A 23,001-nucleotide genomic window follows, 5' to 3' on the forward strand; every position below is an offset into this window, starting at 1 on the left:
CCCGATGTCATTCAACAATACGATTAAAACTGGTGTAGTGGTCGTCCGAGTAGTAACAGTTGTCGATCCGCTGTAGCGGACCTCCGCAGACGATGCGACGCGCCCCGCGGTTTCGTGCGCGAGGCGTGGGAACGGTGTATTCGTGGTAATAGCCGCGCCGATGCGGCGGTAGCAACCGTTCGCGATTGCCGAATACGATGCCGTCCTTCTCATACGGGTAAGGCCCACCCGCGGCAATCAAGTTCAATGTATTGACCGCTTCGCGCGGCAACTGCGCCGCCGCGACAGTGCCCTGTGCTTGCGTATCGGCAGGTGCCGCGTAGTCGCGCGCAAACGCGCCAGACACGGAGCCGGATAAAGCGCAGAGCGTCAAAGCACCGGTCAGCACGCCTTTAATGCGCTGCCACTTGCGTGCCATGAATCAAGGTTCCCCGCTGTTAGATCACGAGTTTGACGACCATGAAAGTCGTAAGGGTATCGCTAAAACCCCACAGAATCAACGTGCGCCGGACAGGCAAAAGCCTCCAACCGCGCGGGAAAGAGCCACGGAACGGGCTTTGACGACTTTTGACAGAATATTTAGCCTGTACAAGCTAAAATTAACTTATTGAAGCAAATAAGGCGAACCCAAACCAACCCAAACCCGCAGGCAACTCATCGCACAGCCTCTTCCCGGAAGTGAAAGTCTCGCGATCCTGCAGTCTCTCGGAGGCGGAATGGTCTTATTCGGCCTCTTTTAGGGTGGCTATCCCCTGTTCACCCACAGGCGTGCCCATTGCGGGCACGCCTTTTTTTTGCATGGCGCCTGATCACGGCGCCGTACTTCGGTTTCAGATCAAGGATCAGCGGGCTGCGATCACGTCGGCAACCAGCAGCGCCGTCATGTTGACGATGCGGCGAACCGTGGCCGAAGCCGTCAGCACGTGCACCGGCTTGGCCGCGCCGAGCAACATCGGGCCAATCGCGATGTTGTTGCCCGCAGCGGTCTTCAGCAGGTTGTACGAGATGTTGGCCGCGTCGATGTTCGGCAGCACCAGCAGGTTCGCATCGCCTTCGAGCGTCGAGTCGGGCAGCACTTCGCGGCGCAGATTCGCGTCGAGCGCGAGGTCGCCGTGCATTTCACCGTCCACTTGCAGGTCGGGCGCGCGCTCGCGCAAGATCGCCAGCGTGTCGCGCATTTTCTGCGCGGTCGGCGCATTGCTCGAACCGAAGTTCGAATGCGACACCAGGGCGACCTTCGGTTCGATACCGAAACGGCGCACTTCTTCGGCCGCCATGATGGTGATCTCGGCCAGCTGCTCCGGCGTCGGATCGACGTTCACGTGCGTATCGACCAGGAAAATCTGACGGTTCGGCAACACCAGCGCGTTCATGGCCGCGTAGACCTTCGCGCCCGCCTTCTTGCCGATCACCTGATCGATGAAGTGCAGGTGGCGATGCGTGGTAGACACCGTGCCGCAGATCATGCCGTCCGCCTCGCCCTTTTCCACCATCATCGCGCCGATCAGCGTGGTGCGGCGGCGCATTTCGAGCTTCGCCATCTGCTCGGTGATGCCCTTGCGGGACATCATCTTGTGATATTCCTGCCAGAAGTCGCGGTAACGTTCGTCATGGTCGGTGTTCACGACCGTGTAGTCCTGACCCGGAACCAGACGCAGACCATAACGCGCGATACGCTGCTCGATCACCGCCGGACGGCCGATCAGGATCGGCTTCGCGAGCTTTTCGTCGACAACGATCTGCATGGCGCGCAGCACGCGCTCTTCTTCGCCTTCCGCGAACACAATGCGCTTCTTCTCCGGCTCGACGCCACGCGCCAGTTGGAAAATCGGCTTCATGGTGGTGCCGCTGTGATACACGAACTGCTGCAGATGCTGTTCGTACGCTTCCATGTCCTCGATCGGACGCTCGGCGACGCCCGAATCCATCGCGGCCTTCGCCACCGCCGGCGCGACCTTGACGATCAGGCGCGGGTCGAACGGCTTCGGAATCAGATATTCCGGACCAAACGACAGATCCTGGATGCCGTACGCAGTCGCGACGATATCGCTCTGCTCCTGGCGCGCCAGTTCGGCGATCGCATTGACCGCCGCGATTTCCATTTCACGCGTCACCGTCGTCGCGCCCGCATCCAGCGCGCCGCGGAACAGGAACGGGAACACCAGCACGTTGTTCACCTGGTTCGGGTAGTCCGTGCGGCCCGTGCAGAGCACGGCGTCCGGACGCACTTCGAGCGCCAGTTCCGGCAGGATTTCCGGAGTCGGGTTGGCCAACGCCAGAATCAGCGGCTTGTCGGCCATCTGCTTGACCATGTCCTGCTTCAGCACGCCGCCGGCCGAGAGGCCGAGGAAAACATCCGCGCCGCCGATCGCCTCAGCGAGCGTGCGAGCATCGGTTTCGCGTGCAAAGCGTTCCTTGTCCGGGTCCATCAACTCGACGCGGCCCTTGTAGACCACGCCGGCCAGGTCGGTGACGGTGATGTTTTCGAGCGGCAGGCCGATGTCGACCAGCAGATCCAGACAGGCCAGCGCCGCCGCGCCCGCACCGGACGACACCAGCTTGACGTTCTTGATGTCTTTGCCGACCACCTTCAGACCGTTGGTGATGGCCGCCGCGACGACGATGGCCGTGCCATGCTGGTCGTCGTGGAAAACCGGAATCTTCATGCGCTTACGGCATTCGCGTTCGACGATGAAGCAATCCGGCGCCTTGATGTCTTCAAGGTTGATACCGCCGAAGGTCGGTTCCAGCGCGGCGATCACTTCGACCAGCTTGTGCGGATCGGACTCGTTCAACTCGATATCGAACACGTCGATGCCGGCGAACTTCTTGAACAGGACGGCCTTGCCTTCCATGACCGGCTTCGAGGCGAGCGGCCCGATGTTGCCGAGACCCAGCACCGCGGTGCCGTTCGTGACGACGCCGACCAGGTTGCTGCGCGCGGTGAAACGTGCGGCGTTCAGCGGGTTTTCGACGATTTCCTCACACGCGAACGCGACGCCCGGGGAGTACGCCAGCGCGAGGTCGCGCTGGTTAATCATCTGCTTGGTCGGGGCGATCGCGATCTTGCCTGGCGTCGGGAACTCGTGATAATCGAGAGCGGCTTCGCGGAGTTTGCTATTGGCGGGAGTCGTCATAAGGCGGGCTTCGAAGTGCGGATTAGAATAGATGTTCGACGGCATTGTAGCCCCAATTGCCGGCTCAATTCCTTCAATACGGGTACAACTGCCGCGACTGAAACATAGCGAAAGGGAGACGCCGCGTGCTTCTGGTTGACCATGAATCGAATCGACGTTGAGCGCCAATCGCGTGTTTACCCGCGTGCACATCGACACAATGCATGCCGTTAGCGGCTTTTCGTTGCACTTACCCGTTCACCCACTGCCACCATGCTCTCCGAGTTTTCGCTGATCGATCGCTTCTTCGCCCGCCGCGCAACTGCTGCGGCGTCCCGTGCCGCCGAGGGCACGCTCGGCATTGGCGACGACTGCGCCCTGCTCGCGCCGCGTCCGGGCGAAATGCTGGCGATATCGACGGACATGCTGGTAGAAGGCCGCCACTTCTTTCCCGATGTCGATCCCGAGGCACTCGGTCACAAGGCACTCGCGGTCAACCTGTCGGATCTCGCCGCAATGGGCGCAGAGCCGCAGGCGTTCACGCTGGCGTTTTCCCTGCCGAAGGCCGATGAAGCATGGCTCACCGCCTTCAGCGAAGGCCTTTTCGCGCTGGCCGAACGCTACGGCTGCGATCTGATCGGCGGCGATACGACGGGCGGCCCGTTGAATCTGTGCATCACCGTATTCGGCAGCGTGCAGCCGCAACTTGCGCTGCGCCGGGACGCGGCGCAGCCGGGCGACGACATCTGGATCTCCGGCACGCTCGGCGATGCGCGCGCCGGTCTCGGCGTGCAGCGCGGCGAATGGTCCGTGGATGCCAGCGACGCTGCGACATTTCGTCGCGCTCTCGAGCGCCCGGAGCCGCGCATCTTCCTCGGTCTCGCGTTGCGGGGCATCGCACATGCCGCGCTCGATCTATCGGACGGGCTCGCCGGCGACCTGTTGCACATCCTGGAACGCTCGAACATGCATGCCACGGTCGACGTCGACGCCGTTCCGCGTTCGGCCGCACTGCGCCGCCTGCCGCCCGAGATCCAGCAGCGCTGCACGCTAGCCGGCGGCGACGACTACGAACTGTGTTTCACCGCGCCGGTCGCAGCGCGCGCCAAGGTCGAAGCAGCCGGCCGCGAGACAGCGATTTCGGTCACCCGCATCGGTACAATAAGCGCTCTTCAAACGGCGGCCGACCGCCCGGCGATCGGCTGGCGCGATGCCGCCGGCGCGCCCCTCACTCTGACGTTGCAAGGTTTCGACCATTTCCATGCAGACTGATCCCCCGCTGGTTCCCGCCGACGATCTCATCGGCAACCCACAGCCCAACGCGTCCGGTCCGCGCCCGCCGCGCCCTCAGCCGCGCCGCGCTACCGCGCGTTTCATGCTGTCGCATCCGCTGCACATTCTGTCGCTGGGTTTTGGCAGCGGCTTGTCGCCGATTGCGCCGGGCACGATCGGCACGCTGTTCGCATGGGCATCGTTCGCCGTCTTGAGCCGTTATCTGACCGTGATCGAGTGGGGCGTGCTGATCGTCGCCGGTTTTTTCGGCGGCATTGCGATTTGCGGCTTTACCGCGAAGAAGCTGGGCACCGACGATCCGTCGCCGGTCGTCTGGGACGAAATCGTCGCGTTCTGGCTGGTGCTGCTGATGGTCACGCCGGTCACGCTCACCGGGCAACTCTGGGCGTTCATCGTGTTCCGCTTCTTCGACATGGTGAAGCCGCCGCCGATCGGCTATTTCGACCGCCGGCTGAAAGGTGGCTTTGGCATCATGTTCGATGACCTGGTCGCCGCGTTTTTCACGCTGCTCGTGATTGCGCTCTGGCGCATGTCGGTTTAACCGTTGACCGGTGCCGGTCGGCCGCTGCCAGCCGGTACTTCCCGCAGCAGTTCCCCGTTTTCCGGATTGACGCCATGCCTACCGATTCCGTGGTTCACCAGCTCGCGATTCGCGTGAGCAACCGTCTGCGCGACGAGCGCCTGCTGCTCGTCACGGCCGAATCCTGCACAGGCGGCATGGTGGCAACCGCGATCACGGATATTTCCGGCAGCAGCGGCTGGTTCGAGCGTGGCTTCGTCACGTATTCGAATCAGGCGAAGTCCGAAATGATCGGCGTGCCGGCCGACCTGATCGAAAAGCACGGCGCGGTCAGCGAACAGGTGGCGCGCGCCATGGCCGAGGGCGCGCTGCGCAACAGCCGCGCGCAGGTGTCGCTGTCGATTACCGGCGTCGCCGGCCCGGGTGGCGGCACCGAAACGAAGCCGGTCGGCATGGTGTCGTTCGGGTGGAGCAATCGGCTGCATACGTCGGTGGAAACTAAGATCTTCAAGGGCGACCGCGAGAAGATCCGCGTACAGGCCGCCGCCCACGCGCTGCGCGGAATGCTGGCCCTGCTCGACGAACGCGAACATTAACTTCCGGTTCAGAACACGAGGCGCCACCTACGATGCCCAACATGTCGACTTCGCACCTGGCCAAAGACGAGTTGATCCGCCGCTTCGATTTGAAGCCGCATCCGGAAGGTGGATTTTTCAGCGAGACGTATCGGTCCGCAGAGTCCGTACGTCGCGATGACGGTTCGACGCAGACGCGCTCTGCGTCCACCGCGATTTACTACCTGCTCTGCGACGGCGCACATTCGGCATGGCATCGGATCAAGTCCGACGAGGTCTGGCATTTTTATGCCGGCGAGCCGTTGAACGTTCACGTACTCGACGAAGCAGGCGCGCTGATTACGCACAAGCTGGGCGATGCGCTGGCGCATTCGGATGCCGTGTTTCAGGCGGTGGTGCCCGCGGGTCTGTGGTTTGCCGCGGAATGCGCGGACCCGGCGACCTTTGCGCTGGTGGGCTGCACGGTGGCGCCGGGCTTTGAATTCAGCGAGTTCGAGCTGGCGGATGTCGAGGCGTTGAAGGCGCAGCATCCGCAGCATGCGGCGTTGATTGCGCGGCTGGGACCGGTTACCTGACCGGCCTCACCCACCGTTACCCGCCATCACCGGAAAGCATTGATCCGGTCACGCGTTTCCATCGCCGCTTTCGCCGCAGCTTCGGCGAAATCGTCGTCCTTGCCGGCGTAGATAATTGCCCGTGACGAGTTGATCAGCATGCCCGTGCCGTTCGCCGTACGGCCGGCGTTCACCGTCGCCTGAACATCGCCGCCTTGCGCGCCGATGCCCGGAATCAGCAGCGGCATATCGCCGACGATTCCACGCACCACTTCAATTTCCTTCGGGAAAGTCGCACCGACCACGAGGCCCAGTTGGCCGCTTGCGTTCCACTTCTCCGCCGCCAGTTGCGCGACGACCTGATACAGCGGACGCCCGCCCGTCTCCAGAAACTGCAGGTCCGAGCCGCCCGCGTTCGAGGTCCGGCACAACACGATCACGCCCTTGCCCTTGTGCTCCAGATACGGCTCGATCGAATCGAAACCCATATACGGATTCACCGTCACCGCATCGGCCTGATAACGCTCGAACGCCTCGCGCGCGTACTGTTCGGCGGTGCTGCCGATATCGCCGCGCTTCGCATCCAGAATCACCGGCAGGCCCGGGTGATTCGCATGAATGTGCGCGATCAGTTGCTCAAGCTGGTCTTCCGCGCGATGGGCGGCGAAGTACGCGATCTGCGGCTTGAACGACGACGCATACGGCGCGGCCGCATCGACGATGGTGCGACAGAAGTCGAAAATCGCCTCGGGACGGCCCGCGAGCGCGCCCGGGAATTTGCTGGGCTCGGGATCGAGGCCGACGCACAGCAGCGAGTTCGTGCGCTGCCAGGCAGCGTTGAGTGTCTGGGTGAAATTGGACATGGTGAGTCTCGCGGCGAGCCGATAGCGGAAGAGGCGCGTATTTTACCTGTCCTGCGCGGCAAGCCGCGGCCACGCGTCATGCCGGTTCGGGCTGGGGCGTGACAGGTAACGTCGTACCGCTCCGTCCTGCTCGCCCGTTACTGCCGCCGGCGCGCACCACGTGCACCTGGCATCGAGCGCAATCCCGTGCGCTCGATGGTGAAGCGGAACGTGCGCGTCAGACGCTCACCTCGACCCAGCATCGTCATGCCGTTCTCGCACGCGCCGCCGGCCAGATTCATCGCGTTGATCGGATGATCGACCGGCTCGAAGCAAAAGAAGTCTTCGCCCGGCGGCGTGTACAACACGTAATAGTCGGTGTCGGCGGCAATATTCAGCGACAGGCGCCGCTTCGGCCACACCACCGCCGCCTGCCCGCTCCAGCCCGTGAACGCGTGATTGACGATGGCCTCCGGCAACGGATACGCCACGCCGAATTGCCACGCGGGCGGCGCCGGCACGTGACGCACCGGCAGCCAGTTATCGCCGGAGAGCCACAAACCGCCGGCCGCTGCCGACAGTTCGGTATCCGCGTCACGCACGAAAAACGGATGGACGCCCAGCCCGAAAGGCAGCGCCTCGCGGCCGGCGTTCTCGATTTCCAGCGTGATGCTGAGCGTGGGGCCGTCTAGCGTATAGGTTTGCGACGCACGGAATGCATACGGTTTTCCGTCGTGGCGATCGAGCGTCAAACGGACATTTTCGCGGTCCGATTCGGCGACCTGCCAGGCGGAGAGCCAACCGTCGCCATGAATCGGAAACGGTTCGTCGGCGCGATTTTGCGGCACGTCGACCCGCCGTCCCGCCACATTGAAATGGCCGCCGCCGATCCGGTTCGAATACGGCAGCAACGGATAGCAGGCGAGCTGGTTCGGCTCGGTATCCGTCGAGACATGACGGCAACGCCGGAAGATCGGCGTGAGCGCGCCGTCGTTACGCCAGTCGAAACGGGTAACGCCGCCGCCGAGCGTCGGCGCGACGTCGAGACGCAAATGCGCGTTGGCAAGCGTGATGCACGCAAGCTCGCCGCCGCTCGTCTCACCGACCGCAACCGCCGACGTACTGGGACCCGGAAGCACCGGATTGGCCGCTGCGTTGAGTCGCGCGCGGCGAGTCTGAGAAGAAGCAGAAACAAGATTCGCAACAGTCATATCTAGCTCCATCGAGAGGCGTGGGACGTTGCCGTCATTGCTGACGGATGCTATTGGGCGATTTTTTGCACCGGTCGCCTCTGGGTCCGAACTGCATGCTGCCGATTTGCTGCCAGTTTTACTGGCATTGGGTTTGCGATATCAACTGCTGATTCACCTTCAAAGTCACTGCTCGACTGCACTTCGCTGCTGCCTCGAAACCGGGGCGAGGTCATTCTGCGCTATGCGGGCGAACCTTGGAACACCGGCTCCGGCAACCCTCGTCGCCCGGGCGTTGCGATGAACACGCCGCCGGCACGGGAATCGTCCGCGAGCGCAGCGGCATCGAGATCGACGCGCGCACTCGTGATGTACAGCGTGCCGAGTTGTGCTTGAGCCGAAGGAAGTCCCTGTGTGGAACCACCAAACGCGACGCAACTCGGCTGCGCGGTTGGCACGTCGACGCGCTCGGTTTCCACGCCGTCGGGGCCATATCGCACCACTCGCCGGCCACCCCATTGCGCGTTCCACAAACCGCCGTCGCGGTCGACGGTCGAGCCGTCGGGCTCGCCTGTCGCATCCGTCAATGTCGTGAAGACGCGGTCGTTGGCGATACCGCCGTTCGCGAGATAGTCGCAGACGCGAATTTCACGCGTCGGCGAATCGCAGTAATACATCGTCGCGCCATCAGGGCTGAACGCGATGCTGTTCGAAATCGCCGGCGCGGGTAACGGCAAACGCTCCAGCGACAAATCATGGTTCAACCGATAAAACCCGCCAACCGCCTGCAACGGCGAGCCTTCATCTTTCGTACCGAATACAAAACGTCCCTGACGATCGCAACGTCCGTCGTTCACCCGCGTGTTCAAGCCGGGTTCGACGTCAACAATGCGTTGCATTTCGCCGGTTGCCAGATCGAAAAACGCCAGATGCGTCGCCAATCCGAGCAGCAGGTAATGTGGATCGGCGCACAACGCGAACGTGGCGAGACGCTCCGGCATGCGCCAGAACGTGCTGCGGCCGTCGCTCGGGTCATAGCGCCACAGGCGCGCGCCTTCGATGTCGGTCCAGTAGAAGCGGCCGGTTTTCGCGCACCACGTCGCTCCTTCGCCGAGCGTGCATTTCGTGTCGAGCAGCAGCGCCGCACGCGTTGCAGGCAAGCCCGCGCGAGCACCCGCACTCACGCCCAGCCTCCGTCCACGACGATATCTTGCGCGGTGATCATTCTGCTGTCGTCGGCGGCGAGGAACAGCGCCATGCGGGCGAGATCGGCGGGTTGCAGTTCAGCGTCGATGCACTGCCCTTCCTTGATCGAACGACGGCCCGCGTCGTCGAGCCACAAACGCTTCTGCTTTTCCGTCATCACCCAGCCCGGCACCAGCGTATTGACGCGGATATTGAAATGACCGAGGTCGCGCGCGAGGCCACGCGTCAAACCCTGCACCGCCGATTTCGACATCACGTACACCGGGTAGCCGCCGTTCTTCAACATCCAGCTGATCGAGCCGAGGTTGATGATCGAACCCGCGTTGGCGGCCTTCATGTCTTCCATCACCGCCTGGGCCGCGAAGAACTGGTGACGGATATTCACCGCGATGCCCGCGTCGAAAAACTCACGCGTTACGTCGCCGATTGCGTGGCGTTTGTCGTTTGCCGCATTGTTGACCAGCACCTGAATCGGACCGAGCGCAGCCTTCACGTCGGCGATCGCTTTCTGCAGGGCGTCGATGTTAGTCAGATCGCAGGGCAGGAACAGCGGCTTGTGTTTCGAGTCGCCGAGTTCGTCGGCGAGCGCGTCACCCGCGGTCGCATCGATATCGAAGAACGCGACGCGTGCGCCCTGCGCCGCGAAATGCTCGACGAACGATGCGCCGATTCCGGTCGCGCCACCCGTGATCAACACGGTTCGGTCGACGAGGCTCGGATAGCGGGCAAACGCGTTGTCCGCGAGACGGTCGTTTGCATTGGCCGGAGACGACATCGTTCGATTCCTTTTAGAGCAAAGTGAGTGAGTCGCGAGATGAATCGCGGGTTTCGTCCCGGATTTAGTCGCGCGAGCCGCGGTTCTTCAACTGGTCGAGCAGCACGGCGGCGAGCAGAATCGCGCCGCGCACGAGGTACTGATAGAACGCGTCGATGTTCATCAGGTTCATCACGTTCTCGACCGTACCCATGATCAGCACGCCGATCACGACGCCGGAAATCGTCGCGCGACCGCCGAGCAGCGACACGCCGCCCAGCACGCAAGCCGAAATCACGTTCAGCTCGAACCCTTCCGCCGCATTCGGCTGACCCGACGTAATCCGCGAAGCCAGAATCACACCGGCCAGCGCGGTGACTGCGCCCTGGATCAGGAAGATATAAACGCGCGTGCGTTCGACATTGATACCCGCAAGACGCGAGGCTTCCGGATTGCCGCCGATTGCCAGCGTATTACGGCCATACACAGTCTGATTGAGCATCACGCCGAACACGATGAAGCACAGCAGCGTGACCCAGATCGGCAGCGACACGCCGAAGAAGCTCAAACCGCCCAACGCGATAAACGTATCCGACGACACGCCCACAGCCTGCCCGTGCGACACGATAAAGCCGAGACCGCGGACGATTTCCATCGTCGCGAGCGTCGTAATCAGTGCGTTGATGCGCAGATAGGCAATCACCGCGCCGTTGACGAAACCGATCACCGCGCCTGCCGCCACCGCCGCGATGATCGCGATAAACGTGTTGCCGGTCGCGTTCAGCACCATCGCGCACAGCACGCCGGCGAACGCGACCGTCGACCCCACCGACAAGTCGAAATCGCGCGAGGCCAGACAGAACATCATCGTGCACGCGACCATGCCGATCTGCGAGATCGACAGCGCGAGACCGAGCATGTTCTCGATCGAGAAGAAGTGGTCGACCGTCAGCGACATCGTGATGAACATCACGACGAAGATCAGGATCAGGCTGTACTCGGTGATCTGCTGCCACCACTTCGCCTTGTCGTTGCCTTGTGGAATCAGCGCTTCGGCCGCACTTTTTGCGGCTTGTTGCGCGAGGTTTTCTCTGGCTTGCATTTTGAAGACTCCTCCCGTTCCCCACGGGTTGCCGGACTTTCGTCCAAATAATGTTCAGGCCGCTTGCTCGGTGGCTGCGGTTCCGGTTCCGGGCAGTGCGGTCGAGCTTTGCGGCAACGCGAGGCTCAACACTGTTTGTTCCGATGCTTCCTTGCGTGACAGTTCGCCGGAAATCCGGCCCTGACGCATCACGACGATCCGGTCGGACACGCCGAGCACTTCCGGCAATTCCGACGAAATCATCACGATCGCGCAACCACGTTCGGCGAGCTGATAAATCACGTTATAGATCTCATGCTTCGCGCCGACGTCGATTCCGCGCGTCGGCTCGTCGAGAATCACCACTTTCAGATCGGGCTCGGCCAGCCAGCGCGACAGAATCGCCTTCTGCTGGTTGCCGCCCGACAGGAAACGGATCTTCTGGCGGCGGCTCGGCGTCTTGATCTTCAGCAGCTTGATAAAACGGTCGGCGGTTTCCGCTTCTTTCTTGCGGTCGAGGAACATCCCCGCGCGCAGATAGTGACGGCGGCAACTGATATTGATGTTCTCCGACACGGTCGCCATCGCGACAATGCCCTCTTCTTTGCGGTCTTCCGGGCACAGCACGATGCCGTGTTTAATCGCCTCGCCCGCGCTGCGCACCTTGATCGGCTTGCCGTCGAGCACGATTTCGCCGCCCTTCTTGTGATCGGCGCCGTACACCAGATGCATCAGTTCGCTGCGTCCCGCGCCCACCAGACCGAAGAAGCCGACGATCTCGCCACGCCGCACTTCGAAGCTGGCCGGCTGCGCGAGCGCATGGCCTTCGATCCCTTTCGCCGCGAAGCGCACGTCGCCGAGCGGGCGCGCCGAATAGTTGTAGATGTCGGAGATTTCACGTCCGACCATTTCGCTCACGATGGTGTCGCGCGACACGCCCTCAAGCGTCGGATGCGAGGCGATCTTGCGGCCGTCGCGGAAAATCGTGCAGGCATCGCACAGCTCGTAAATCTCGTCCATACGGTGCGAGATGTAGATCATCGCGCGATTGTCGGCACGCAGATCGCGCACCAGCTTGAACAGCACTTCGGTCTCGCGATGCGACAGCGAGCTGGTCGGTTCATCCAGTGCGATCACGCGCGCGTTACGCAGCAGCGCCTTGCAGATTTCGACCATCTGCCGTTGCGCGATCGAGAGCTTTCTGAGCTTTGCGTTCGGATCGAGCGCCACGCCCATCGCTTCGAGGCGTTCCCGCACGAAGCGTTTGGCTTCGCGCTTGTTGACCCAGCCGAGCGAGTTCGGCAACTGGCCGAGCAGCAGGTTTTCCGCGACCGTCAGATCGGGCACGTATTGCAGTTCCTGGTGAATCACCGCAATCCCCGCCGCGATCGACGACGCCGCGCTCGTAAAGCGCACCTCATTGCCGTCGATCATCACGCGGCCCGAATCGGGCTGGTATTCACCGCCGAGAATCTTCAGCAGGGTCGATTTCCCTGCGCCGTTTTCGCCCATCAGGCCGTGCACCTGGCCGACGTTGACGTCGAAGGACACACCGTCGAGCGCGCGCACGCCTGGAAAAACTTTGCCGATATTGTCAAAACGTAGCGTCGCTGACACTTCGCCTCCTGTGTCGACCGGGAGTTAGTGCTTTAGCTGTCGACCAGAGTTCGCGCTTTAGAGCGTTACTCTGGTCCCATGCAAAGCTCTTACTCCGGTCCCATGCAACTTAATTGCTGCTTCGTGTGAACCGTGCTTCTTCAGGTGCCTCATGGGCACAAAGCCTGGTCTGTCTCAACTGCTCATCTTGTATTGCTGCTGCCGGCGCGCCCAATCCTTGGAGAAACGACGCACCGGCAGTCCACTTCACTCAACTACGCTACAGCCGCTCAATTTGCCGCGAGGCCCATCTTCTGGCGCACTTCACCCACGTTGTCACGCGTAGCCAGCATGCCGGTCGTCAGCGTGAGCATCGGCGGTTCCTTGCCTTGCGTGATCCAGTCGTACATCAGCGTCGAGGTTTCTTCGCCGTGACGCTTCGGGCTGATGATGACCGTGCCGTAGAAGCCGGTCGGCGTCGGCTTCTTGAACTCGTTCAATGCCGAGTCCGAACCGCCGATGCCGATACCGATCATGTTGTCCGCCTTGAAGCCGCGGCCTTCCGCTGCGCGCACCGCGCCGAGCACGCCTTCGTCGTTCAGCGCGTAAGCCACCCAGTGCTTGAACTGCGGGTTCTTCGTCAGCGCGATGTTGGCGGCGTTGAACGCGTTTTCCGTGTCCGTCTTCGCTTGCGGCGCGGCAATGATGTTCGCCTTCGGGAAGCCGGCGGCGACCAGTGCGTCGGTCGCGCCGCTGGTGCGGTCATGCGCGGTCGGCAGCTGTTCGTAGGTCACGTCGATCGCGCCGACGTCCTTCATGTCCCAGCCGCGCTTCTTGATTTCCGCGGCCAGCCCATCGCCCACCTGCTTACCGATGTTGTACGCCGAGATGCCCATATGCGGCACCGACGCAATCGGCTTGCCAGCGCCGTCGACGAGGCGGTCGTCAACCGTCATCATCTTCAGGCCGTCGGCCTTCGCCTTGGCAACAATGCCCGGTCCGAGCTTGACGTCAGGCGTGCAGATCACAAAGCCTTGCGCTTTCTGAGCCGACAGGTTGTCGATTGCGCTCATGACCTTCTCGCCCGACGGCGCGCCGATCTTCACCAGCGTAAAGCCCTTCTCCTTGGCGGCCATTTCCGCGAACTTCCATTCGTCCTGGAACCACGGTTCTTCCGGCTGCTTCACGAGGAAGCCGATCTTGACCGGATCCGCAGCCTGCGCGACCGGTGCGTTGAAGAGCACACCCGCCGCCGCTGCTGCCAGCGTGAGGAAAATTCTTCGTTTCATAATGCGTGTCTCCTGACTAATTGATAACGAGAAGGTATCGGCCGCGTCTTCTTGTACCGGGTGTGACACACGCGGCCAGCGCGTCGTCCGGTGAAACTTTGCTGCTTTGTTTTTGCCCGTTTGCTTCCTGCTGCCTGCTTCTTGCTGCCTGTTTGCTTCTTTTCCTGCGGCCTGCTCTTGTGCTGAAGTTGCTGGCTCCGCTTCCTTCTGCGTACTGCTCCGCTACGTTCAGTCGTGATACAGCACGGAGCGGCCGCCATCCACGGTGATGCAGGTGGCGTTGATGAACGGCGCCTCATCCGAAGCGAGAAACACCGCCGTCATTGCCACTTCTTCCGGACGGCCGATGCGCTTCATCGGTTGCAGATCGAGCGTCGCCTGTTTCGCGGCCGCCGGATCGGCTTGTTCGTTCCACCAGTCATGCGTCAACTGCGTTTCGATATACCCCGGCGCGATCGCATTGACCCGCACGTTGCGCGGCGCGTATTCGATGCCAAGCGCACGCGTCAGACCAATCACGCCATGCTTCGCGACCGGGTACGGGAAACACCCCGGAATGATCTTGAACGCATGCGTCGACGCGATATTCACGATGCTGCCCGCGCCGCGTTCCACCATGCCCGGCAACACCGCGCGACACCCGTTCCAGACGCCGTCGAGATCCACCGCGAAGCAACGGCGCCAGTCGTCGTCGCTCATCGTCAGCGGATCGCAGAACACGTTGATCCCCGCGTTGTTGACCAGCACGTCGAGCGCGCCGAACGCGTGTTCGGCCTCGCTCACCGCGTGCTGGACCGACGCCGATTGCGTTACGTCCGTCTGCACCGCCAGCGCCCGCCCACCGGTTTGCGCCTTGATCTGCTCCGCCGTCTGCTGTGCCGTTTCGATATCGAGTTCAGCCAGCACGACCGCCGCGCCCTCGCGCGCAAACGCGAGCGCGATCGCCGCGCCGATGCCGCGCCCGGCGCCGGTGATCAACGCAACTTTGCCGGCGAGCCGCTTCATTTCTTCGCACCTGCGCGGGCGATACGCAACCCGTTGATGAACGCCTTCGCGTGCGAAGCCGTCACCGCGACGCTCTGCCCCGGCTTGTACAGCGCCGAACCGAGGCCGAATCCATTTGCACCGGCGCTGAGGAATGGCCCCATGTTGTCCGGCGTGATCCCGCCAACCGGCACCAGCGGGACTTCTGCCGCGATCACCGCGCGCCACGCCTTCACGACCTGGCAGCCGAGTTGCTCCGCGGGGAACATCTTCAGCACGTCAGCGCCGTTTTTCAGCGCGATGAAGGCTTCGTTCGGCGTTGCCACGCCCGGTGCGCAGGCCATGCCTTGTGCTTTCGCGGCACCGACGACCTCCGGGTCGCTATGCGGCATGACGATCAGCTCGCCGCCGGCCGATTTCACATCGCCGACGAAACTCGAATGCAGCACCGTGCCCGCACCGACAATCGCGTCGGCCGGCAACACCTTGCGGATCGCCGCGATGCTGTCGAACGGCCGCGGCGAATTCAACGGCACTTCGACGATGCGAAAACCCGCTTCATAAAGCGCCTGGCCGTGCTCGGCGGCATCCGCGGGTGTCACACCGCGCATGATCGCGATCAGCGGACAGACCTCGAACGCCGCGATCAAACCCGCGTGCGGCATGTACGGGGCGGGTAGATTGATGTGAGGTTGCATCTCGGTTCCTTGTTTCGTGAGCGGCGGCGCTGCCGGTTAGCCGGCGTGCGCCGCTTGAGGCGCGGGATTGACGAGCCCCGCCTGGGTGGCGACGCGCCACAACCCGCGCTCGGTAGCGTGTTTCACCTGTTCCGCATGCGTGCAGCCAAATTGCGCGAGCGCCACGCGATAGCGTTCGCACAACGCTTCATTGCCGATCAGACGCAAGTGCTGCCGGGCGAGCGAGTTTTGCTGTTGCGCGAGCACGGCCTCGAGACCGGCCAGTTCGTGTCCGATCAGCAAGCCCGACAGATAGTCCGGCTGCTGTTCGCGCGAAAGTTGTCCGGTAAGGCCGAGCGTGCGTGAACTGAATACGGTGGCCAGCATGCCCGCCTGACCTTTGTCACGGGCGATGTCCACGCCGCGCAGGAATGCTTCGTTATCGGGACGATCGGGCGTAACCATCGTGCGGCCGAGGATGGTGTGCTCGCGCAATGCCGCGAACACCTCACCGGTCATGAAGGTATGAAAACGTTCGATGCGCCCCGCTTCCACGACAGCCCATTTCGCGTGGGTGCCAGGCAAGCCGATCAGCGTGCGCGTGCTGCTGTCCACGGCGCCCGTCTCCTGACCGAGTGCGCCGAAGATCTGGGTTTCCTCGCCGCGCATCACGTTCGGCAGTTCGCCACGTTGCAGGACGCCCGGCACGATGTGCAGCGTCGCGCCGCACGCGGCTTTTACCCGGACGATGCCGGCCACCAGCGCATCGGCACTCGCCGGTGCGTCGACATAGGGCGCTTCGACCCAGCCTTGCGCGCTGCCGACCATACCGGCTGCGATCACCGGCATGGCGGGCGTCTGCTCCAGCCAGGCGCCGCACGCGTCGTCGAAGGCGGCGTCGAAGCCGCCGTGTTCGGCGCTACGCGGCAAGTTCATGATGCCGGCCGTCGATGCCCGCGTCGCCAGCACCTTGCCGGCCGCGTCGTACAGATAGGCGCGCAGCGAGGTCGTGCCCCAGTCGAGCGCAATGAGCGCTGCGTGCTGGAGGTTGGCGTCGGCGGTCGCGACGGCGTCATTCACCGGATTGACCGCGTGCGTGTGAGAACCCGCTTGCGTCATCGCTTGATCCTGCGGGTTGTGGGTTGCGGGGCACGCCAGCCGAGTTCTTCCGAGATCGCGCGCGCTTCGCGCTGCACGACCGGAATCAGTTCATCCATGCGTTCGAGCGACATATACGGAATCGTGCTCGCCACCGACAGCGCGGCCACCACCGCACCCGACGCATCGCGCACCGGCGCCGCGACGCAACGGATCGACGCCTCGTTCTCTTCGAGATCGAAGGTGTAGCCGCCGGCAGCGTAGTTGGTCATACGCTGCATGAAGGTCACCGCGTCCGGGCGGTTATCCGGCTTGAAACTGACACCGGCGAGCGCGCGCCGCGATGCTTCGAAGAGCGATTGCCACATGTCCGGCGTGAGGTCGAGCATCATGGCTTTGCCGATACCCGTCGACGCCAGCGGCATCCGGTGACCGACGCGCGAACGCATTTCGAGGCCACGGGTGCCGGGGATTTTGTCGATGTACAGCACGTCGTCGCCATCGCGCACGCCGAGGTGAATCGTGTCGAGTGTCTGCTCGGCGAGCGATTCGAGATGCTGACGCGCGACTGCGGTGAGCGGCATCTGTTCGAGCGCGATGGTGCCGAGTTCGATCAGCTTCGGACCGAGCAGATAGCCGCCTTGCACTTGCCGCAGGTAGCGCGCCTGCACGAGGCTGCTCACCAGCCGATGCGTGGTGCTGCGGGTCGTGCCGAGCGCGGCGCCGAAGGTACGCAGATCGCGCACGCCGGCGGCGGCGGCTTCCAGAATCGCGAGGCCGCGCAGCAGCGTTTGCGTGCCGGCTTGTTGCGGCGTGACGTCGAGCAGCGTGCTCGGCAACGCGATTTCGTCGATCACGGGCGGATGCTGGACGCTGGCGCGTGAAACCTTCGCAGCATTGGCAGCCTGCCGCGGCGCGGCGCTGGAAGCGTGATCGGCTTGTGATGCGAGATCGGCTTCGGACGCGCGGACGGCGTGAGTGGGCATCGCTTTGTTCATGGCGATTGGCTTTTCGGTGGTTTTTTGCGCTTACAGCGCGGGGCCGGAGAGGACGCCGGTTCTGCTCGCGGCACGGTACGTGTTGCCGGTGGCGCGGGCATACGGGTGCTGCCTTTGGGTGTTAGGCATGGTTTGGCTTGTCTCCGGTTTTTTCTTGCTGCCGCAGGGTGGTGCCGGGGGTTCCGGCTCACGGTGCGTGTTGGGTTGGATTGTAGGGCGGTTTTTGAGAAAGCTCCAATATGTGAGTTTTTGATTCATATAATGGGATTTTTTTGTTGCCGTGGGCTTGGAGGTGGGGTTGGGGCCGGGGCTGCCGCACGGCTTTTGCTTTTGATTGCCGCAAGGGGCGGTTTCTGGTTGGGTCTTCTTCTCTTCTGTTGTGGTGTCTTTGCTTGGGTTGTTTGCCTACGGCGGTGGCCTTTCCTTGATTTGTTTGCCCGCTTGGCGCTTGTTTATCTGTTCGCCTACGGCGGTGGCCTTTCTCTGATCTGTTTGCCTAGTCGGGGCTTTCTTGTTTGCCTGCGGCGTTGGAATTTGCCTGGTTTGGTTGTCTGCGCGACGCTTTCTTGTCTGGCTGCCTGCGACGTTGGCCTTTCCTTGTTTTGTTATTGGTTTATTAGCGTCGCCCCTGTGCGGGGCAGGCACCTACTTTTCTTTGCCTGCTGCAAAGAAAAGTAGGCAAAAGAAAGCAGCTCACACCGCGAGCTTATAAGCGGGTCCCCCGCACAGCCACGGTAGTGGTGCATCTGGAATCTGTGTCCTAGCGCATTCAGCGCTAGTGACAAAGGGCTCATCCGCTCCCACTTCGCACTGCGTGCGTCGCGGATGGGTCCGCATGGGAAATCAGGGGACTTCGTTTGAGTCCGGTGGGACCGTCGGCTCTGCCTCGGCTATGACGGAGTCGCGCGGGAAACCAATGGGGTTTGTTCGGGTGTGATGGGAAATATCGGCTCGCGTCGGCGGAGCGCCGGACGGAGCATGAAAGCCAAAACGCGGAGATTAGTTCTATGAACTGCGCATCGGCGCGCGCAGCGCCGCCGGAAGTATGACGGCCTTGTCACGAACGTCGAATGTGCGAGGGCACAGATTCCAGATGCACCACTACCGTGGCTGTGCGGGGGACCCGCTTAAGAATTAGCGGTGTGAGCTGCTTTCTTTTGCCTACTTTTCTTTGCAGCAGGCAAAGAAAAGTAGGTGCCTGCCCCGCACAGGGGCGACGCTAATAAACCAATAACAATTCAAGGAAAGGCCAACGCCGCAGGCAACCAGACAAGAAAGCGTCGCGCAGACAACCAAACCAGGCAAAACCAAACCCTTAATCCGGCAATTCCGCCGCCCCCATCCGCCGCGCAATCACCCGCGACCGCTGCGCCAGATACCCCGAGCCCCTGTGCTCATCAAAATACTTAGGCTGCGGCAGCATCACCGCCAACCGGGCCGACTGCCCAGCAGTCAATTTGGCAGCCGACGTCTTGTAGTAATAATGCGCGGCCGCTTCCGCGCCATAAACTCCATTCCCCCACTCAACGGAGTTGAGATAAATCTCAAAGATCCGCTGCTTGTCCATCAGCGTCTCAAGCATCCACGTAATGATCAATTCCTGACCCTTGCGGATATAACTCTTCTCCCGCGACAAAAACAGATTCCGCGCCAACTGCTGGGTAATCGTCGAACCGCCGCGAACAATCTTGCCCTTGCTCTTGTTCCGCTCCCACGCCTGCAAAATGGCATCGGTCTCGTAGCCATTGTTATTCACGAAGTTCGCGTCTTCGGAAGCGATAATCGCCCGCTTCAGATTGTGTGAAATCTGCTCATACGGTACCCACGTGTGTTGCACCGACAAATCAGGTCGATCCTGCGACAACCGCCACGCGTCCGACCGCATGAAAGCGGTCGACTGGGGATTCACGTAATTCCACACTGCGATCTGCGCGAAGTAAAACGCCTGCGTCGCAAGCCATGCAATCGCCACCACGGCGCCGAGATAAACGATCCATCGCGCCGGACCCGGCCGGCTCGCGCGCCGTGTTGTTTTCATCGTGCCTGGAGTCCTCGAGTCGGTGAACCTGTGTGTTGGTGAGTCGGGTATTCCGGAAATTAAAGCGGTGATCTAGCCGTGCGACGGCGCCGTCAACAGCGCGCGCAATTCGGCCAGCACCGGCGCGCCATCGGGCCGCACCCCTCGCCACACGAAAAACGATTCGGCCGCCTGCTCGACCAGCATGCCGAGACCGTCGGCGCCACGTGCACCCAGCTTCTGCGCGTGCTCCATGAACACCGTCGGATGCGCGCCGTACATCATGTCGTAAGCAAGCGTGCCGGTGCCGAACGCGCGGTCGTCGCACTCGGGCAACGACGCATCCAGACTGCCCGCCGTCGCGTTGACAATCACGTCGTACTCGCCCGCCTCGATCGCTCGCGCGCTGCCGCCGGTCAGACGGCAAGCGGCATCGCCCGCGGCTTGCGCAAACTGGCCGACGAGCGCTTCGGCCTTCGCCGCCGTACGATTGACGATCGTCAACGTATGCGGCGCGCGATCCAGCATCGGCAGCACAACGCCACGTGCGGCGCCGCCCGCGCCGAGCAGCAAAATCCGCGCCCCCTTCAACGAAACGCCAAGATTCACTTCGATGTCTCGCACGAGGCCGAAGCCGTCGGTGTTGTCGCCGTAAACACCGCTCGCGTCGAACCGCAGTGTGTTCACCGCGCCGGCCGCCGCGGCGCGCGGCGACAAGGTGTCGGCGAACGCGTGTGCGTCGAGCTTGAACGGCACCGTCACGTTCATCCCGCGGCCGCCCGCGTCGATAAAAGCGCGCACATGCGGCACAAATGCATCCACAGGCGCGAGCAGGTGGCCGTACTCGATCGGCTCGCCGGTCTGCGCGGCAAAGCGGCCATGAATGAACGGCGATTTGCTATGACCGACCGGGTTGCCGATCACCGCGTAGCGGTCGCGTGAATCGCTCGCGTTCATCGTCCCGGCTCCGCGACATGCTGCTGATCGGCTGCCGCATCGCTGGCGCCATCGCCGTTTTCGGCGTCACCCGGTTCGGTCGCACCGCCGTCGAGATCCACTTCGGCTTGCGCCTCGGCTTCGCCTTCGGCGCTTTCATCCGCGACGTCGATGATTTCCTCTTCACCTTCGTCGGCTTCTTCAGCTTCGCTGCCGGTCGTCACCGTCGGCGCGTCGAGCACGTGCAACAGGCGCACGGACGCTTCGACAGTCAGTTCGTCGATCGACATCACTTCCATCTGCAGGCGGGTACCGCGTGCATGCACGCCGAGACCCGGCACATGCAGCAGCAGCGGAATCTCTTCGAGACGCACCAGATCGCCCTTCACCACCGACGCCACCACCTGCTTACGGTTCTCCTGCTTCAGCCACCGCAGGCACCAGAAGTACTCCATGCGGCGCTGGTGATCGGCATACGCGCTGTAGGTGTCGTCGAAGCCTTGCACGACGGCGAACAGATCGGCGTCCTTAGGCTTGAACGGCGCGGCCAGTTTTGCGGTGACGCCATGCTGCACGCAGGCGAGCAACTGCCACTGGTTGACCAGGTCGACATAGCGGCGCAGCGGCGATGTGCTCCACGCGTATTGCGTGACACCGAGGCCTTCGTGCGGCGCGGCGTTGGTCTGCATGCGGGTGCGTTTCGGGCCCGTCGGTGCGCCGAACGCGCGTTGTGTACGGTAGATGCCCGGCACGCCGTGGTCGTGCAGGAACGCGCCCCACGACGAGTTGGCGAGAATCGCGAGCTCCGCGACGATCGTGTCGAGCGGCGACCCGCGCCGGCGCGGCGTAATCGTGATGTGCTCGCCTTCGACGTAGAAGTTGAAATCGGTGTTGCGCTGCACTTCGCGGCGCAGACCGTAACCGGCGCGCGCGGTCTGACGCTTTTCGAACAACGCCTGCGCGAACGGCCACAGCACGGCGATGTCTTCCTTGTGCGGATAATCGCCGGTGCCGGCGGCGAGCGCCTCTTCGGTGACCAGTTCGTCGAGCGTGTTGTGGCGCAGATTGTTCTTCACGAACACGCGCTCGGCGCGCGTTTCGCTCGCCACGATTTCCTGCGTCTCGCGATTGATGATCACATACAGCGACAGTGCCGGCCGCAAGCCGCCCTCAGCCAGCGTGAACGCTTCCACCACGCTATCGGGCAGCATCGTGATCTTGTCGCCCGGCATGTAGACGGTCGACAAACGCGTGCGCGCGATCGCATCGACGTCGTCGCCACGCGCAATGCCGAGCGCCGGCGCGGCGATGTGTACGCCGATCCGCACACGGCCATCGGCCAGATGCTCGACGGAGAAGGCGTCGTCGATTTCAGTGGTGGTGATGTCGTCGATCGAGAATGCCTGTACATCGGCTTCCGGCAGATCTTCCGGCAATGTGCCGACCGTGACCGGCGGAAAACCGGTGCCGTGCGGGAAAAACTCGGAGAGGAACTTCGCCTCGTGCAACGCGCGCGCCGACGGAATTCCGCCGCATTCGAGCATCAGCCGCGCCTGCGAGATGCCGCGCGCCGCTGCCGCGCCTTCGAGCGCCTTGTATTCGATCGTGTTCTTGTCCGGCCTCGTGAGCAGAGCCAGTGCCTTGCTGCCGCTGAAGCCTTCCGGCAGACGGCCCGCCTTCAGTTCGTCTTCGTAACCGGCCTGCACCAGCGCCTGCTGACGCTTGCGCTCCAGTCCGGCGAGCGCCATCTTGAGTTGCTCCTGCGGCGCGCGCTGATACATGCCGCGGCCCTTGCGGCGAAAGTACACCGGCGAACCGTGCATGCGCAGCACCAGCGCCGCGCGCTCGATCGAACCAAACGATTCGCCGAAGTACTCTGCGCCCAGCGTGGCAAACGGAAATTCGTCCTCCGGCGCGCATTCCCACAGGAAGTCCAGATCGATGTCCTGCGCCGCGGCGTCCGCCTGCTGCATCAACTCACCGGCGCTCGGCTTTTCGAATTCGATCAACACATCTTTCGCGCGCACCTTGGCGCGGCGGCCGCCTGGCAACTCGACCTGAAACGCATCGCCCTGACGCGACAGCACGCTGCCCGCCTTGAAACTGCCCGATTCCTCGAAGAAAACGTTCACTCAATACTCTCGTTCTGACTTGCATCTGCCGGCGCGCCCGATTGGGTTCAGCTATCGGTCACTGCGTGCGCGGCAACGTGTTCGTGGTAGTGGATCCGCGGCGCGATGCGCGCGCCGGCGGCATGATTCTGGTGATCCGCAAC

20 protein-coding genes are annotated in these 23,001 nt (G+C 62.8%); 4 read left to right on the forward strand and 16 right to left on the reverse strand.

Annotated elements, in window-relative coordinates:
- Positions 1–7: 7 nt before the first annotated feature.
- Both ACOSV0_RS17305 and ACOSV0_RS17310 read right to left on the reverse strand, forming a co-directional pair.
- Positions 8–418: a ribonuclease gene (locus tag ACOSV0_RS17305; RefSeq protein WP_434107341.1), complete on the reverse strand. Its 411-nt coding sequence runs from the start codon at positions 416–418 to the stop codon at positions 8–10.
- Positions 419–842: 424 nt separating this feature from the next.
- Positions 843–3,182, reverse strand: coding sequence for an NADP-dependent malic enzyme (locus ACOSV0_RS17310; RefSeq protein ID WP_434107342.1), 2,340 nt, complete (start codon positions 3,180–3,182; stop codon positions 843–845).
- Between the two features lie 207 nt (positions 3,183–3,389).
- Between ACOSV0_RS17310 and thiL the strand changes: the two genes are divergently transcribed.
- The 4 genes from thiL (at position 3,390) to ACOSV0_RS17330 (ending at position 6,079) form a co-directional block, all read left to right on the forward strand.
- Positions 3,390–4,388, forward strand: coding sequence for a thiamine-phosphate kinase (gene thiL, locus ACOSV0_RS17315; RefSeq protein ID WP_434107343.1), 999 nt, complete (start codon positions 3,390–3,392; stop codon positions 4,386–4,388).
- Complete coding sequence (locus tag ACOSV0_RS17320) at positions 4,378–4,950, forward strand: phosphatidylglycerophosphatase A family protein (protein WP_434107344.1); 573 nt, start codon at positions 4,378–4,380, stop codon at positions 4,948–4,950. Before thiL ends, ACOSV0_RS17320 begins: the two co-directional genes overlap by 11 nt.
- A gap of 74 nt (positions 4,951–5,024) precedes the next feature.
- Positions 5,025–5,525, forward strand: coding sequence for a CinA family protein (locus ACOSV0_RS17325; RefSeq protein ID WP_434107345.1), 501 nt, complete (start codon positions 5,025–5,027; stop codon positions 5,523–5,525).
- A gap of 41 nt (positions 5,526–5,566) precedes the next feature.
- Positions 5,567–6,079 carry a cupin domain-containing protein gene (locus tag ACOSV0_RS17330; RefSeq protein ID WP_434107346.1) on the forward strand — a complete coding sequence of 171 codons (513 nt, stop codon included), beginning with the start codon at positions 5,567–5,569 and terminating at the stop codon, positions 6,077–6,079.
- Between the two features lie 26 nt (positions 6,080–6,105).
- On the opposite strand, the gene pyrF is transcribed toward ACOSV0_RS17330, so the two are convergent.
- The 14 genes from pyrF to ACOSV0_RS17400 all read right to left on the reverse strand — a co-directional run bounded on the left by pyrF (position 6,106) and on the right by ACOSV0_RS17400 (position 22,858).
- The gene (gene pyrF / locus ACOSV0_RS17335) at positions 6,106–6,921 is read right to left on the reverse strand and encodes an orotidine-5'-phosphate decarboxylase (protein ID WP_434107347.1); all 816 of its coding nucleotides are present in this window, start codon (positions 6,919–6,921) and stop codon (positions 6,106–6,108) included.
- A 137-nt stretch (positions 6,922–7,058) separates the two neighbouring features.
- Positions 7,059–8,111, reverse strand: a complete 1,053-nt coding sequence (locus tag ACOSV0_RS17340; protein WP_434107348.1) for an aldose 1-epimerase — start codon at positions 8,109–8,111, stop codon at positions 7,059–7,061.
- Positions 8,112–8,332: 221 nt separating this feature from the next.
- Positions 8,333–9,274, reverse strand: coding sequence for an SMP-30/gluconolactonase/LRE family protein (locus ACOSV0_RS17345; RefSeq protein ID WP_434107349.1), 942 nt, complete (start codon positions 9,272–9,274; stop codon positions 8,333–8,335).
- Positions 9,271–10,071, reverse strand: a complete 801-nt coding sequence (locus tag ACOSV0_RS17350) for an SDR family NAD(P)-dependent oxidoreductase (RefSeq protein ID WP_434107350.1) — start codon at positions 10,069–10,071, stop codon at positions 9,271–9,273. Before ACOSV0_RS17350 ends, ACOSV0_RS17345 begins: the two co-directional genes overlap by 4 nt.
- Positions 10,072–10,135: 64 nt before the next feature.
- Positions 10,136–11,152 (reverse strand): L-arabinose ABC transporter permease AraH, encoded by a 1,017-nt coding sequence (gene araH / locus ACOSV0_RS17355; protein WP_115781047.1) that lies wholly within the window; start codon positions 11,150–11,152, stop codon positions 10,136–10,138.
- Positions 11,153–11,206: 54 nt separating this feature from the next.
- Complete coding sequence (gene araG / locus ACOSV0_RS17360) at positions 11,207–12,748, reverse strand: L-arabinose ABC transporter ATP-binding protein AraG (protein ID WP_434107351.1); 1,542 nt, start codon at positions 12,746–12,748, stop codon at positions 11,207–11,209.
- Positions 12,749–13,017: 269 nt separating this feature from the next.
- Positions 13,018–14,016 carry an arabinose ABC transporter substrate-binding protein gene (locus tag ACOSV0_RS17365; RefSeq protein ID WP_434107352.1) on the reverse strand — a complete coding sequence of 333 codons (999 nt, stop codon included), beginning with the start codon at positions 14,014–14,016 and terminating at the stop codon, positions 13,018–13,020.
- A 228-nt stretch (positions 14,017–14,244) separates the two neighbouring features.
- Positions 14,245–15,021 (reverse strand): SDR family oxidoreductase, encoded by a 777-nt coding sequence (locus tag ACOSV0_RS17370; protein ID WP_434107354.1) that lies wholly within the window; start codon positions 15,019–15,021, stop codon positions 14,245–14,247.
- Positions 15,018–15,698 carry a 2-dehydro-3-deoxy-6-phosphogalactonate aldolase gene (locus ACOSV0_RS17375; RefSeq protein WP_434107355.1) on the reverse strand — a complete coding sequence of 227 codons (681 nt, stop codon included), beginning with the start codon at positions 15,696–15,698 and terminating at the stop codon, positions 15,018–15,020. The genes ACOSV0_RS17370 and ACOSV0_RS17375 overlap by 4 nt, the downstream gene beginning before the upstream one ends.
- Before the next feature lie 36 nt (positions 15,699–15,734).
- On the reverse strand, positions 15,735–16,796 hold the full coding sequence (locus ACOSV0_RS17380) for a 2-dehydro-3-deoxygalactonokinase (protein ID WP_434107357.1): 1,062 nt from the start codon (positions 16,794–16,796) through the stop codon (positions 15,735–15,737).
- Complete coding sequence (locus ACOSV0_RS17385) at positions 16,793–17,773, reverse strand: IclR family transcriptional regulator (RefSeq protein WP_434107358.1); 981 nt, start codon at positions 17,771–17,773, stop codon at positions 16,793–16,795. The genes ACOSV0_RS17380 and ACOSV0_RS17385 overlap by 4 nt, the downstream gene beginning before the upstream one ends.
- A 1,315-nt stretch (positions 17,774–19,088) precedes the next feature.
- Positions 19,089–19,811, reverse strand: a complete 723-nt coding sequence (mtgA, locus tag ACOSV0_RS17390) for a monofunctional biosynthetic peptidoglycan transglycosylase (protein WP_434107359.1) — start codon at positions 19,809–19,811, stop codon at positions 19,089–19,091.
- Between the two features lie 72 nt (positions 19,812–19,883).
- On the reverse strand, positions 19,884–20,747 hold the full coding sequence (gene aroE, locus ACOSV0_RS17395; protein ID WP_434107360.1) for a shikimate dehydrogenase: 864 nt from the start codon (positions 20,745–20,747) through the stop codon (positions 19,884–19,886).
- A complete protein-coding gene (locus ACOSV0_RS17400) occupies positions 20,744–22,858 on the reverse strand; it encodes a ribonuclease catalytic domain-containing protein (RefSeq protein WP_434107361.1) in 2,115 nt (704 codons plus the stop codon). The genes aroE and ACOSV0_RS17400 overlap by 4 nt, the downstream gene beginning before the upstream one ends.
- Positions 22,859–23,001 lie beyond the last annotated feature (143 nt).

The organism is Paraburkholderia caffeinilytica, from assembly GCF_051027425.1.
Taxonomy (GTDB): domain Bacteria; phylum Pseudomonadota; class Gammaproteobacteria; order Burkholderiales; family Burkholderiaceae; genus Paraburkholderia; species Paraburkholderia caffeinilytica_A.